16 protein-coding genes are annotated in these 14389 nt (G+C 45.6%); 4 read left to right on the forward strand and 12 right to left on the reverse strand.

Annotated features, from left to right (window positions below; translation table 11 throughout):
• The first annotated feature begins 150 nt into the window (after positions 1-150).
• A complete protein-coding gene (plsB, locus tag A8140_RS15430) occupies positions 151-2577 on the forward strand; it encodes a glycerol-3-phosphate 1-O-acyltransferase PlsB (RefSeq protein ID WP_005535669.1) in 2427 nt (808 codons plus the stop codon).
• Positions 2578-2665: 88 nt separating this feature from the next.
• Here the strand turns inward: plsB and ubiA are convergent, their stop codons facing one another.
• Complete coding sequence (gene ubiA, locus A8140_RS15435; protein ID WP_005535667.1) at positions 2666-3520, reverse strand: 4-hydroxybenzoate octaprenyltransferase; 855 nt, start codon at positions 3518-3520, stop codon at positions 2666-2668.
• Positions 3521-4060, reverse strand: a complete 540-nt coding sequence (locus A8140_RS15440; RefSeq protein WP_029388873.1) for a chorismate lyase — start codon at positions 4058-4060, stop codon at positions 3521-3523.
• A gap of 153 nt (positions 4061-4213) precedes the next feature.
• Between A8140_RS15440 and A8140_RS15445 the strand changes: the two genes are divergently transcribed.
• Complete coding sequence (locus A8140_RS15445) at positions 4214-4624, forward strand: flagellar basal body-associated protein FliL (RefSeq protein ID WP_005535662.1); 411 nt, start codon at positions 4214-4216, stop codon at positions 4622-4624.
• Positions 4625-4728: 104 nt separating this feature from the next.
• Here A8140_RS15445 and glpG read toward each other — a convergent pair whose 3' ends face one another.
• The 6 genes from glpG to ftsY all read right to left on the reverse strand — a co-directional run bounded on the left by glpG (position 4729) and on the right by ftsY (position 10213).
• On the reverse strand, positions 4729-5571 hold the full coding sequence (gene glpG / locus A8140_RS15450) for a rhomboid family intramembrane serine protease GlpG (RefSeq protein ID WP_005430922.1): 843 nt from the start codon (positions 5569-5571) through the stop codon (positions 4729-4731).
• Positions 5571-5891, reverse strand: coding sequence for a thiosulfate sulfurtransferase GlpE (gene glpE, locus A8140_RS15455; protein ID WP_005535659.1), 321 nt, complete (start codon positions 5889-5891; stop codon positions 5571-5573). Before glpE ends, glpG begins: the two co-directional genes overlap by 1 nt.
• 413 nt (positions 5892-6304) lie before the next feature.
• Positions 6305-7162, reverse strand: coding sequence for an RNA polymerase sigma factor RpoH (gene rpoH, locus A8140_RS15465; protein WP_005535656.1), 858 nt, complete (start codon positions 7160-7162; stop codon positions 6305-6307).
• A 175-nt stretch (positions 7163-7337) separates the two neighbouring features.
• Positions 7338-8306: a permease-like cell division protein FtsX gene (gene ftsX / locus A8140_RS15470; protein ID WP_005430346.1), complete on the reverse strand. Its 969-nt coding sequence runs from the start codon at positions 8304-8306 to the stop codon at positions 7338-7340.
• A complete protein-coding gene (gene ftsE, locus A8140_RS15475; protein ID WP_005535654.1) occupies positions 8296-8970 on the reverse strand; it encodes a cell division ATP-binding protein FtsE in 675 nt (224 codons plus the stop codon). Before ftsE ends, ftsX begins: the two co-directional genes overlap by 11 nt.
• A 22-nt stretch (positions 8971-8992) precedes the next feature.
• The gene (gene ftsY, locus A8140_RS15480) at positions 8993-10213 is read right to left on the reverse strand and encodes a signal recognition particle-docking protein FtsY (RefSeq protein ID WP_038863380.1); all 1221 of its coding nucleotides are present in this window, start codon (positions 10211-10213) and stop codon (positions 8993-8995) included.
• Between the two features lie 223 nt (positions 10214-10436).
• On the opposite strand from ftsY, the gene rsmD reads away from it, so the two are divergent.
• A complete protein-coding gene (rsmD, locus tag A8140_RS15485; RefSeq protein WP_005533671.1) occupies positions 10437-11036 on the forward strand; it encodes a 16S rRNA (guanine(966)-N(2))-methyltransferase RsmD in 600 nt (199 codons plus the stop codon).
• Between the two features lie 25 nt (positions 11037-11061).
• Positions 11062-11328, forward strand: a complete 267-nt coding sequence (locus A8140_RS15490) for a DUF1145 domain-containing protein (protein ID WP_005438504.1) — start codon at positions 11062-11064, stop codon at positions 11326-11328.
• A gap of 63 nt (positions 11329-11391) precedes the next feature.
• Here A8140_RS15490 and A8140_RS15495 read toward each other — a convergent pair whose 3' ends face one another.
• The 4 genes from A8140_RS15495 to A8140_RS15520 all read right to left on the reverse strand — a co-directional run bounded on the left by A8140_RS15495 (position 11392) and on the right by A8140_RS15520 (position 14385).
• On the reverse strand, positions 11392-11976 hold the full coding sequence (locus A8140_RS15495) for a YhgN family NAAT transporter (protein WP_005430358.1): 585 nt from the start codon (positions 11974-11976) through the stop codon (positions 11392-11394).
• 112 nt (positions 11977-12088) lie between these two features.
• The gene (locus tag A8140_RS15500; RefSeq protein ID WP_005533670.1) at positions 12089-12313 is read right to left on the reverse strand and encodes a YecH family metal-binding protein; all 225 of its coding nucleotides are present in this window, start codon (positions 12311-12313) and stop codon (positions 12089-12091) included.
• Between the two features lie 66 nt (positions 12314-12379).
• Entirely contained in the window at positions 12380-13000 is a 621-nt protein-coding gene (locus tag A8140_RS15505; RefSeq protein ID WP_005533669.1) for a lysoplasmalogenase, read from the reverse strand.
• A 1019-nt stretch (positions 13001-14019) separates the two neighbouring features.
• Entirely contained in the window at positions 14020-14385 is a 366-nt protein-coding gene (locus tag A8140_RS15520; RefSeq protein WP_005430355.1) for a hypothetical protein, read from the reverse strand.
• Positions 14386-14389: the final 4 nt, after the last annotated feature.

Genomic DNA, 14389 nt, shown 5'->3' on the forward strand with positions numbered 1-14389 from the left:
GACCAGTTTCTGGTATCCTTGCTGCGCTTAAAATTTATCGCCTAGGCTTATTTCTATTGCCGTATCTATTTCCTTTCCTATAGAAGATGGGAAAGCGGACGCAGAAATAAGGTTAGGCTTGTTTGAATACCTATTGAGGCTGTGAACTTTATGTCTTCTGGACAATCATTTTCACGTTCATTACTAAAACTACCTTTATCGGTAATGGTAAAGGGCACCACAATTCCATCGAATCCGATTGACGATCTCAACATCGACCTAGCGAAACCGATTGTGTACGCCTTACCGTTCCGTTCGAACGTGGATTTGCTGACACTACAAAAACAAGCTTTGAGCCTTGGTCTACCAGACCCGCTTAACCCGCTAGAAATCAATGGCAAAAAACTGACTCGTTACGTGTTTATTGCCTCTCGTCCGACCGTGATGAGCAATGATAACGACGTACCGAGTGAGTCTGTTTCTCTATTTACTGAATTACTTGAACTGCACAAACTCGACAGTGAGCTAGACGTGCAAATGATCCCAGCAACCGTGCTTTGGGGTCGTAAGCCAGGTAAAGAAGAAAACCACAAGCCGTACCTGCAACCAATGAATGGTCCGCAAAAAGCAAAAGCGGTAATGGCAGCAGGTCGTGACTGCTTGGTGCGCTTTAGCCCAGTGGTTTCACTGCGTTACATGGCAGATTCTCACGGTACCGACAGCGCTATTGCACACAAGCTAGCGCGCGTTGCACGTATCCACTTCTCTCGTCAGAAGCTCGCGGCATCAGGTCCAAACCTGCCTCAACGCCAAGTGCTGTTTGCACGCTTGATGAAATCGCCAGCGATTGAAAAAGCGATTGAAGACGAAGCGCAAAGTAAAAGCATTTCTATCGAGAAAGCACGCAAAGAAGCCCATGACATCATGGACGAGATTGCAGCGGACTTCTCGTATGGCTTAGTGAAGAACGGCGATCGTATTCTTGGCTGGCTGTGGACCAAGCTGTACCAAGGTCTGCACATCAACAACGCTTCGACCGTTCGTCGCTTAGCGCAAGATGGTCATGAGATCGTGTACGTGCCATGCCACCGCAGTCACATGGATTACCTACTGCTTTCTTACGTTCTATACCATGAAGGTATGGTGCCACCGCACATTGCTGCGGGTATTAACCTGAACTTCTTCCCGGCGGGTCCAATCTTCCGTCGTGGTGGTGCGTTCTTTATTCGTCGTAGCTTTAAAGGCAACAAGCTGTACTCCACGATTTTCCGTGAGTACCTATCAGAGCTGTTTGCTAAAGGTTACTCGGTTGAGTACTTCAGCGAAGGTGGTCGTTCACGTACTGGTCGTCTACTTCAAGCAAAAACCGGTATGTTGGCAATGACGATTCAAGCCATGCTACGCGGTCTAAACCGTCCAGTAACACTAGTGCCTGTTTACATCGGTTACGAGCACGTAATGGAAGTGGGTACTTACGCCAAAGAGCTTCGCGGTTCTCGCAAAGAGAAAGAGAACGCGGGTCTTGTTCTGCGTACTCTACGTAAGCTGCGCAACTTTGGCCTTGGTTACGTGAACTTCGGTGAGCCGATTCAGCTAAACCAATACCTGAATGAACACGCGCCAGAGTGGACCAAAGACATCGACCATATGGGCGGCAGCAAACCACAATGGATGAACCCTGTGGTGAATGGTCTGGCGAACAAGATGATGACGCACATTAACGATGCAGCTGCGACCAACGCTCTGACTCTATGTGCGACCGCACTATTGGCGTCTCGTCAGCGTGCATTATCTCGTGACTCTCTGATTAATCAGATCGAATGCTACCTGAAGCTACTTAAGAACAACCCATACTCAAGCACTTCAACGGTTCCAACAGAAACGGCTGAAGAGTTGGTAGATCACGCAATCTCACTTGATAAGTTTGTGATTGAAACTGACACTATGGGTGACATCATTTCACTGGATCGTAGCCAGTCGATTCTGATGACTTACTACCGCAACAACATCATTCACTTGTTTGCTCTCCCTTCACTGATTGCTCAGATGATTATTCGTCAGCGCAACGTGACTGTAGAGAAGATTCAAGCCAACGTCGCTCAAATCTACCCATTCCTGAAAAAAGAGCTGTTCTTAAGCTATAAGGAAGAGGAATTGAACGAGTTGGTCGTGAAGATCTTGAACGAGTTCATTGAGCAGAAGATGATTTGCCAAGATGGCGACAAGCTGGAAATTAACCAGTCAAACAACCAATCATTGGTTCTATTAGGTCGTACTATCACCGAAACACTGCAACGTTACTCTATCGCAATGAACCTACTTGTGGCAGACCAAGAGCTGGGTAAATCTGACCTTGAGCAAAAGAGCCAAGATATTGCGCAGCGTTTGGGACGTCTACACGGCATCAACGCGCCAGAGTTCTTCGACAAAGGTGTATTTGCTGCAATGTTCAATACGCTGAAAGAGCAACAATACTTAGACTGTGATGGTAACTGTGATCTTGAGAAGACACAGCAATTTGCCAAACTGCTTTTTGCCTTGCTCTACCCAGAAGTGAAATTGACCATCGAAGAGAGTATCCACCAGCTGCAAGCATAATTGGCTTAAGCTCGATATTCATCTCGACTAAAAACAAAAGGCATCCAACTGGATGCCTTTTTTCTATCTGAATGTTTGTACGAAACCGTTACCAGAAAGCGATAAGAAGACCGATCGCAATCACCATTCCCACATAGTTATTATTGAGGAAGGCTTTAAAACACAAATCGCGCTCTCGGTGGCGAATCAAATGTTGCTGGTACACAAACAAAGAAGCAGCAACCAGAATCGTCCAGTAGTAGCTTTGGCCAAGTTCGTAGTGTTGACCTAGCAGCACTAGCATCGCCAAAGTCACCAACTGTAGAACGCCAATCACCAACTTATCGTGACGACCGAACAAGATAGCTGTCGACTTGATACCAATTTTTAAATCATCATCGCGATCGACCATCGCATATTGAGTGTCGTAGGCAATAGTCCACAAAGCGTTAGTCAAAAACACAAACCACACAATCCAAGGCAGTTCGCCCGTTTGCGCAGCCCACGCCATCGGAATCGCCCAGCTATAAGCTAAACCCAAAAACAGCTGTGGCAAATGGGTGTAACGCTTCATAAAAGGATAGATGAACGCTAAAAAGATACCGGCAAAGGAGAGCTTGATCGTCAGTGGGTTCATGGTCAGCACTAATAAGAAAGAGCTGATACCCAAAACCAAAAACAGACCAATCGCTTCTTTCGAGGTTACTTTACCCGATGGCAAAGGACGCTGTTTAGTGCGTTTCACATGCCCATCCACTTTACGGTCGGCAAAGTCGTTAATCACACAACCAGCACTACGCATTAAGAACACGCCTAGCACAAACACGATGAGTACATTCCAACTTGGTATGCCTTGGGCGGCAATCACAAGTGCCCAAACCGTCGGCCACAATAACAACAGTGAGCCAATTGGGCGGTCCATTCGCATCAGTTGCCAATATGCTTTGGCTTTGTCTGCGGACATTTACACCTTCTCCTTAGCGTAAACTGGTGAATTTGGTAAGAATAACTCAGCAACCAGCATGGGTTTGTGATTCATCCACAGTCTTGAGCGTCGGGCTAAAAAGCGTCCCCGTGGCAAAGTAACCCATCCCATTTGCAGAGCATCGCGTTCAACGTTATCGGCGCTGAACACAGTTAAGCCCAGCGGAATATCCCCTTGCTGAGCTAAGTCATATTGTTGATCGACCAAGGTTGAACGAGGAATGAGCGTGCGGCCAATGACCCAATCCGTATTGTCACCACATAAAATCACCTCTCTCAGTAGGCAATCTTGCTCAGACAATAGCTGGCTCTCATCCGGTTTTAACGTCTTGGCAGTGACGATCTGATTGTGCAGCAATTCCACCGTTAAGTGTTGGCAATGCTGGCCTAAACGACGTGACAAAGAGCCCTGTTCTTCAAGCCAATGCTGAGCGAATTCGTTAGGGAATTCAAAATCTTCGGGGTTTTGCCATTCTACTTCCAATAAAGAAGCAAGATAGAGTGATGTCGGCTGATTCATACTAGTATTCAATTGGAGGCTTTATGCGTACAATAAAGCAACAACTTACCGTCTTATTGAAACTGTAAGTTCCGTTATTTGTTATAGACGGTCTATTGTAACAAGACTGAAGCGATTCGAATATCGCGATCCAGAGAAAGAAAAGTTAGAAATATGTATAAACGTTATATAGCCCAAATTATTTTCGCGCTAAGTCTACTTGCTTCAGCACCAAGTTGGGCAGAATCAGAAGAAGCTGCACCCAAATTAGCCTACTTTACGCTCGAACCCGATTTGACCACGAACTTTTACACCAAGGGCAACAAATTAGGTTATGTCCAAGTACGTATGGACATCATGGTGATGAGCCAACAAGACCTTGCCGTTATCGAGCACCACCAGCCGCTGATCCGCGATGCAGTGATTGAGCTTCTGGGGAAGCAAACTGAAGATACAATTAAGTCTTTGTCTGGTCGTGAAGATCTGCGCAAAACCTTGGTGAAAGAGCTCAATGAAACCTTGTTGCCAGAGACTGGCAAAACCATCATTGCTGATTTGCTGTTTACCAAATACCTCTATCAGTAGTGTGAACAGCTAAAGCTGACGAGCGGCTCCAAGACGAAAGAAAGACAGATAAACAAAAGACCGCCGATTGGCGGTCTTTTTGTTGGTATCCGTGAGTCATCCACTTATGAAGCTTGTTGGTATTTCTGTTTACCAGAATCAAACAGTGCAATCGCCATACCTGAAAGCAAGCCCACCAAGTGCGCCGTGTTGGCAATCGCCATAAATGGCTGAACAAAGCCAAGCACTAGCCACACTAACATAAAGCCAATGATCGGTTTCGGTAGGGTCAAACCAAGATGCGGGCAACGGTAACCAAGGATCCACAAGTAACCGAGCAAGGCATAAACCACACCAGATAAACCACCAAAGTTCGCACCTTCCACGTAGAACTGACCTGCACCAGATAGCGCGGCAGAAATCAGGAAAATTTGCAGTAACTTACCGGAGCTTAAACGTCGCTCGATATCCCCCCCCAATTGCCACCACCACAATAGGTTGAATACGATGTGGGTAACGGAGAAGTGCAGCAATGCATGGCTGATCCAGCGCCAAAGTTGCCACTGTTGCCCTTCGAAAGCTGGGAAATGCAGCAGAGCAAACACGCCATCACCAAAACCGAACATCTGCAAAAAGTAGATAACCGTACAAACAGCCATGATCAGTAAGGTCACTGGCCCAGCTTTGGCCTTCACCATGCCCATGATACTCGGGCTGGAGTAATGAAATTTGCTCTTACGCGAATCGGCAACGTCCCACGAGGCGGCGCTGTATTTCGAAGCAGATGGATTGGCCAAAAACTGTTTGAGCTCAGCTTCGACTTCAATTTCATGCTGCGCGTCCGTCAGCCAAAGAGCAAATTGCCCCTCGCCTTCCGGCATCATCTGAATATCAATGTGGCGTGATGCCATGTAATCAATAAAAGCTTGCGCCATACGTGGATTATTTAACGTCACCAATCTCTTCATTAACTTCTCACTATCGGTAGTTCTGCTCGCTGCCAGGCTTCAAAGCCGCCATCTACACTGTACACCTGCTCGAAGCCTTGGTTAACCAAATATTGTGCCGCACCTTGGCTACTGATGCCGTGATAGCACATCACTAGGATTGGTTGTTCGAATTCCACCTCGTTCATGAAAGAAACGATCGAATCGTTGGTCAAATGGAAAGCGGATTCTACATGCGCGACAGCAAAAGATTGAGGATCACGAATATCTACAAGCTTGGCTTCACTCTGCTCGAGCAATGCTTGAGCACCCTGTACATCGATGTGTTGAAACTGGTCCATTTACTTTCTCTAAGTCGTTTGTCGTTATTGACGCCATTGTAACCTATCCAAAGCCAAACTTAGACACAGAGATAGTCAGGGCATTGAACGCTGTACATATTCGCACCATTTGTGGATAAATCTGTGGATTGCGTTGATAAAGTGTATTTGGATCCTTTGATCCACAATATGTAGTGATGATCTTGATCTAACTGTGTGTATATTCACAACTATCCCCAAGAGTAAAACTGCCTCAAAGCCTTATTTTGTCCGGCTTTCGAACAGTTGATGAATAATTACTTCACAGAGTTATACACAGGTAGCACAGATAAATTAGATCGCAAACGCTATCGATTTTCGATCGAAAATAAAAAAGCCGAGATCACATGATCTCGGCTTTCTATGAAAATCTTACTTTAGATTAGAAGCGAAAGTTAGAACTCACCAACAGCAAGTTTCAGTTTCTTCATCGCATTCTTTTCTAGCTGACGAATACGCTCAGCAGAAACACCAAACTCATCAGCTAGGTCTTGCAGTGTCGCTTTGTCGTCGTCTAACCAACGAGAGCGAACAATACGCTGGCTGCGCTCATCTAGACTCGCTAGCGCATGGCCAAGACGGTTATTGGTGTGCGTTTCCCAGTTTGCCGCTTCAATGTTATCCGCTACATCAGACGATTTGTCTTCTAGGTAAAACATTGGGGCGGTGTACGAGTTTGAATTGTCGTCATCGTCCATTGGCATATCGAACGTAGAGTCCACTGCCGCTAAACGTGATTCCATCTCACGTACTTCTGAGGGCTCAACACCTAACTCACGAGCAACGGTTTCTACTTCACCGTTGTTGAACCAGCCCAGACGCTTCTTCGACTTACGTAGGTTGAAGAACAACTTACGTTGCGCTTTGGTGGTCGCAATCTTAACGATGCGCCAGTTACGCAGTACGTATTCATGGATCTCAGCTTTGATCCAGTGAACAGCGAAAGACACCAAACGTACACCCACTTCAGGGTTGAAACGCTTAACCGCTTTCATTAGACCGATGTTGCCCTCTTGTACTAGGTCTGCCATTGGCAAGCCGTAGCCTGAGTAGCCACGAGCAACGTGAACAACGAATCGTAGGTGTGACAAGATCAGGCCTTTCGCCGCATCTATCTCACCTTTGTAGTGTAATCGTTCTGCCAGCCCACGCTCTTCTTCTGGTGTCAGCATTGGGTAGCTGTTTACAGAACGGATATAGCTATCAAGGCTATCTTGCGTGACTAGAGCCATCGGATACGCTTCTTTTGTCATTCAATTCCTCATCAATCTCTGATCTGGAGCATTACATTGCAATTTAGCTTGGCTATCTTGAACTCAAAATGAACAAGTTTCAAGAAGGGCGAGTAATTATCCATAAACAAATTGTCTAAACAAGAGGTAAAAATTAGCTTGTGCTAATAAATTCCAACTATAAGACCTTTATCACCTAAACTGGTTCAATTTCCTTCAGGTGACGCTGCGCGGATACTCGTGCGGCGATACAGCCCAGTAAACTACCAGTGATAATTAATAGCAGAGATTCATCCCAACTCAGGCCAATTAAACGGAATTGGCTATCATAAAGCGAGGCTAGCTGCTCCACAGCATTGTTCATCACAACCGTGATTAACGCCGTAACCAGCCATGCGATGCACGCTCCTAACACGCCAAACCACATGCCAGTGTAAAGGTAAGGGCGCAGAATGAAGCTATCGGTCGCACCAATCAGCTTCATGGTTTGAATCTCTTCTTTGTTCGCCAGCACATTAAAGCGTAATGTATTGCCGACGATTAAAAATACAGCACCTAACATCAGTATTGTCAGTGTGATGACAATAATGCCAGCAAGGGTTTTGATGGCATCAAGGCGTGCTAGCCAGTCTTCATCAAGCCTCACGTCAGTCACATCTTGTTGCTCACGAACTTGCTTGGCAATCGACTGAATATCGCTCTTCACCTCAGAATCAGGTGTAATTACCAATACACCTGGTAGTGCGTAACCACTCAACAAGCTCAACGCTTGGTCAAAGCCGGCGTATTGGCTTAAATCAGATAGACCTTGTTGCGGCGAAATATATTCCACCTCTTTTACTAAAGGCCAAGTCTCAATTTGGTCTTTTAACACCATCACGCGAGCATCGGGCATGCCTTCTACTAAGTAAGCACTAACTTGAGACGGTGATGCGACATCTTGCGCTGCACTCGCCACGTTCTTACCCAGCAAGTACAAGCATGCTGGCATAGCTAATGCCACCGAAATCACGGCTAGGGTTAGAATGTTACCGAGAGGACGACGCCATAACGCGCCAAAAGAGGATTTTGCTTGTTTTGCATGGACAGAGAAAAAACCATCGGTATTTGCACGCTTGGCACTGCGACCTTTCCCTTTTTTCTGGGTGCGCTTGTTACCTACCATAGTCTTCTACCTCACTTAGGAAGCCTTGGTTCAATTCAAAATGGCGATATTGTGGGCGAGTGTTCACTAACCCGATATCGTGCGTCGCAAGCAGGATCGTTACGCCAGCACGGTTAAATTCTTCAAACAGTCGTAACACACGGTTAGACAGTTCAGGATCTAGGTTACCAGTCGGCTCATCCGCCACCAGTAAGGTTGGTCGGTTTACGACTGCACGCGCAATACCAACGCGTTGTTGCTCACCACCCGACAGTTGGCTTGGCAAACAACGGGCTTTATCCAGCAAGCCCGTTTTATCCAACGCCGCAGAAACACGGCGTTTGATTTCGTTTTCAGAAATCGATTCGATGCGCATCGGCAGTGCAACGTTATCGAATACACTGCGATCCATTAAGAGACGGTGATCTTGAAAAACAATCCCGATGTTGCGGCGCAAAAACGGAATGTCTTTGTTTGAGATACGAGTAATGTCATGACCATTGAAGTGGATTTTGCCATCCGTTGGTCGCTCTATCGCGCATATCAGTTTCAACAAGGTACTTTTACCTGCCCCGGAATGCCCGCCTAAAAACGCCATTTCTCCGCGTCGAAGGTGAAAGTCGACTTTCTGTAAGGCTTGTCGACCACCTCGGTAAGCTTTGCTCACTTGCTGAAATTTGATCACCGTTGATTTCCTCTAACTCTTGTTACTCTTCACGACTAAACAGAGCGTCAATGAACTCTTGAGTTTCAAATGGACGCAAGTCTTCGATGCCTTCGCCTACACCAATGTAGCGAATTGGAATTTCGAACTGATCAGCGATAGCGAAGATCACGCCACCTTTCGCTGTACCATCCAGCTTAGTCAATGTAATCCCGGTTAGAGGGGCAACATCGCTGAAAAGTTTCGCTTGGCTAATCGCATTTTGGCCTGTGCCTGCGTCTAGCGTTAGCATGATCTCGTGTGGCGCAGAGTCATCAATCTTCTTCATCACACGTACAATCTTACGTAGCTCTTCCATTAGGTTGGCTTTGTTTTGTAGACGACCCGCCGTATCAGCAATCACAACATCGACGCCACGCGCTTTTGCCGCTTCAATCGCATCATAGATAACCGAGGCACTGTCTGCGCCAGTGTGCTGAGCAATCACAGGAACGTTGTTACGCTCGCCCCACACTTGTAGCTGCTCAACCGCTGCCGCACGGAAAGTATCGCCCGCCGCAAGCATGACTTTCTTACCTTGGTTTTGGAATTGCTTAGCCAGCTTACCGATTGTGGTGGTTTTACCCACACCGTTCACGCCGACCATCAAGATAACATAAGGGGTTTTGCTGCTGTCGATTTCGAGAGGCTGTTCTACTTTCGCAAGAATTTCTGCCATCTCTTCTTTCAGCAGACCGTAAAGTGCTTCGCCATCTTTAAGATCGCCACGAGAGGCTTTTTCAGTCAGGTTGTTGATGATTTTTGTTGTGGTTTCCATACCCACATCAGCAATCAGCAGTTGTTCTTCTAGCTCTTCGAAAAGGTCATCGTCGATCTTCTTACCGCTGAACAAACCAAAGAAACCCGCACCGATGTTCGCTTTGGTTCGGCTTAGGCTGCGCTTAAGGCGAGCAAAGAAGCTCTCAGTTGGCTTTTCTTGTTCTTGAACTCGAGGCGCAACGGCTACTTGTGGCTGTTCTGCTTCTGCTTCTGCTTCTGCTTCTACTTCTGCTTCTGCTGGGGCAGCCTCGGCTTTCTCCGGCTCAGCTTCAACTGTTGCTTTTTCTTCTGCTTGCTCGGCAACTTCTTCTGTGGGTTGTTGCTCGGCGGCAGGAGCTTCCGCTGCTTCTTCTTTTACTGACTCTTCAGTTGTCGGTTTTTGGCTTTGCTCTTCATCACCAAAACCTAGCCACGAAAGTAATCCGCGCTTCTTTTTTTCCGTCATCTGGGGCTATCCTAGATTGTCTTCTTATCTATTAATGACTCTTTTCTGACAAGAATATTAACTTTACAGAAAAGGCGAATGACAAAGTTGTGAAAACTTTCCAATTAGGTGAATCTAATCTTATTAGTGTTACACTCTGTCATCTTGAATATTCTGGGCTGTATCCAAGCTCAAAGCTTGGGCGATTGGGTATAGTATCACTTTATTAGCGGTCAAAAAATCTATGGTAAGACGTCGCCAGCAAAACTCATCACAAAAAAAGCCAACAACAGGCTTTGTACGCATTATTAGTGGTTTATGGAGAGGCAGAAAGCTCCCTGTTCATGATGCAGAAGGCCTACGCCCAACCACGGATCGCGTAAAAGAAACCTTGTTTAACTGGTTAGCTCAAGATGTGCCGCAGGCGAAGTGTCTCGACTTGTTCGCCGGCTCGGGAGGTTTAGGCTTTGAATCCGCTTCGCGCCAAGCCGATCAAGTGACGATGATTGAACTAAACCCACAAGCATTTCAGCAACTGCAAAAGAATGTCGCGTCTTTGAATGCCAACAACATTCAAGTCGTGAACACCGATGCGATCAGCTTTTTACAGCAACCGGGTACGCCTCACCACGTAGTATTCATCGATCCGCCGTTTCGCAAAGGATTATTGGTTGAAACCGTGACCTTGCTGGAGCAAAACGGCTGGCTTGCTGAAGATGCGATGATTTATATTGAAACTGAAAAAGAGCTGAACATTGCTGGGCTACCAGAAAACTGGCACCTGCACCGCGAGAAAACCGCAGGTCAAGTGAGTTACCGCTTGTACGAACGCTCACCAGCTTAAAGCCTCAATTTAAAAGGATAGTTAAATGAAAGCATTATTGATACTGGCTAAAGCGGCCATCGCCTTTGTCTGGTTCGTATTGATCCTCAACTTCTTCATGCCATTCCCGGGCAAAGCAGCGATTGCGTTGTACATCATGACCGCTTTCTTGTTCATCATGCACGGTTTGCAAATGGCGATCTTCATCGGCGCGTTTGGTGACAAGATTAAGATGAGCGCATGGGAAAAGTACTCAATTTTGATTTTTGGTATTTTCGCTCTGCTCGATATTCGTCGTAAGCACATGATGTAACTGACAGATAAACGAAAGCCGCTCACGAGAGCAGCTTTTTTGTATCATTCGATAGGCAAAGACTTAACCCATGTAGCTCTTCACACCATCTAGGAACATCTGAGTAGAAATCATTACCAACAGCAACCCCATCAAACGCTCAATCGCTTTCAGGCCGCGCTCTCCCAAAATGCGGTGGAAGAAACTGTAAAACATCAAAATGAAGAAAGTGGCGCCCCAAGCGATCAACACCGCAGCAGACAGCTCCATAATCTTGTCTGGATGCTGAGAAGAGAGCAAAAGCAGCGCAGCAATCACCGAAGGCCCGGCAATCATAGGGATGGCCATCGGCACAATAAATGGCTCTTCACCTGCGGCTAACCCGGTAATACTGCCAGCACTTGGGAAAATCATCTTAATCGCAATGATAAATAGAATGATACCGCCAGAAATACTCAAGGTTTCAGGTTGAACATGAAGGAAGCTCATGATGCTCTGCCCTGCGAATAAGAACAGCATCAAAATCATCAAGGCAAATACTAGCTCACGGATCAGTACTTTTCGGCGACGCTTCGCATCTAAGTGTTTGAGAATGGACAACACAATCGGCAAGTTGCCGAGCGGATCCATAATAAGAAACAGCATGGTCGCTGCAGAAAGAATGTCCATGTTCTGACCTCGACGGAGAAATTGGCGGCCAGTATAGCAAAGTGATTGAGTGAAGATATGACTGAAGGCGAAATGAGTCTATCACCTTCATAAATAATCAGTTAGCCGCGATTTAGTGATTGCAAACACGCACCATATTTACGACAAACTGACCTTCCAGTTCGCGTACTTTCTCGCGCTTTAGCAAAAACTCTAGCAATGCATCTAAGTCTAGATCATTCAGCTTACAGGTATGAAAGCGTGCCTCAGAACCAAAATGAGCCGCAAGCTCATCACGATTCATTGGGGTTTCACGAAGTAGGTTCAGTAAGTTATGAACATGAATTTCAGTCGTCATCGGCTCCAGTCATCAAATTGAATTCGTCCAGTTTACTTAAAACCTGACCGCTTACTTTGACCTGAGTTAGTAAATGATAGAGGCAACAATTAATGCATGAGCCAAAAAGTAACTGCCGCTCACCCAAACATAGGCGTGTTTCATCGGCTTACGATAACCATGTATCGCATAGGCCAAGGCGGAGTAAATCATCACGACAGTTCCGCTAAAGCCAAGCGCATTGGCAAAATTAGGCACTTGTAGCCACACCTCACCCGCAGCCCACGCCAACTGGACCAGCATAATCCCCATGATCACGACAGGGAAGACCATCGAATCCAATTGTGGCAATAAGAGGAAGAACGCCACAATACTCGCGGCTAGCAGCAGAGCTAATAGCCACCAAACAATGTCACCATTGAGCTGAACCCAGAACGATTTGCTATAGCAGATTTGTGCCAGTAGATAACCAGCAAAATAGAGAGGCTTACGAGACTTAAAAGAATGGAGCGTATCAGCAAACATCGATACCACTAGACCACCAACGATCCAATAGGTGTGAGGCGCCGAGGAGCCCTCAGTCATTGCTAAAATCAGCAATAAGAGCAGAGTAAAGATTTTAAATGTCAGAGACTGCGTTGGATTGGACTGTTTTGCCCCCAACACGGAATACATCCCCGATAGCCCTATCGCTAACCAACTCCACATGCCGATACACCTTTCACGTAATCTCGCCGCTAGTCTAGGTAGACCAGTCTTGATGTAAAGGCATAATCCATGAAAGTTGGATCTTGATAGCGAATCGCAACATTTTGTAGACGTAACTTAGTCAATTACTGATTAGGGTTTTTCTCACAACCATTGAGCTCAGCTATCTCACTCTCGATGTTATCGATAATCTCACCAAAAGCCCCAACCATTATAAATTGAAAAACAAACCGTCAATTTGTTCGACATACAACCACTATGGGTAAATTATCAACACAAAAACCGAATCTACATCCTCAGACCTCTAAAACAGCTAAAACAGGTACCTCATGACAATACAAATGTCTGCTAAGCCAGCAATAAGATAGGGTAAAAATTCAAACAACCAGACATAACTAACTGATATAGCTAAACATACTGACAAAAAAACACAAAAACATAAACTTAGATAACTTAGCTAAAAGCTAAACCCTTTTGAGACCGAGATTTTCTCATCAGATAGGAAAAGGCGAACTAAATAGACGTCCATCTACGTCAGCCTCATTAGCACAAAACCAACTTTTCTCAACTTTTGAGAAATTCAGCAAAAATAGTCCACCAACCACAACACTGAAACAAGAAACACTATTCCAGCATAAAATTACTCATATTTAACACATCAAAATCAACAACTTAAAACAAAAAAGAAGAGAAAAACAACAAGTCGAACACTTAAAGAACAGCACAAAAAACACAGTTTTATTAGTCAATTTAGGGTAAAACGCCCAAGTTAAGTTCGAGTTTTGAAAACTTTTCCGCTTTGAAGTTGATCAAAGCTCAAAAACAGTGCTATATTATTTACATCGAGTTCATCAATGATTTTAGGGGTAGTGTTATGATTTCTTCTTCTCAAAAACAAGGGCTGGTAATGATTGCAGTGGTTGTTGGTTTAATGACACTGCCAATGATGTACTAAGTTACTGTTTAAAATAAAAAAGGGACGCTTTCGCGTCCCTTTTTTATTATTCAAATTGTGTGTTCTACAAATGCTTAACCAGAATGTCCCAATGCATGTAGTAGAAGCCAAGTGCAGCAAGCGTAATCAAGGCCATTAACAAAATCGCCGCTCGCCAAATAAAGCGTGAACTCCTCGGCGTCAGTTCCTTTTCGCAGGCATCACATGCCGCCAAGAAACCTTTTCGATCGTCCAACTTGTAATCCTCTTCGTGAACAACCTTATTCCGCACAGTTGCGATAAATCGCAGTTTAGCAACAACATCATGCGGCAAGCGCTCTTCACAACTGGTGATCAGTTGATGTAACCCTTTCCCTTCTGCGTGGTATTGCGTTCGCAGAAGTTTTTCGATCGTTCGGGTACGCATGACTACTTTCTCAATATCTGACATCGTA

This window comes from Vibrio campbellii CAIM 519 = NBRC 15631 = ATCC 25920 (assembly GCF_002163755.1).
GTDB lineage: Bacteria > Pseudomonadota > Gammaproteobacteria > Enterobacterales > Vibrionaceae > Vibrio > Vibrio campbellii.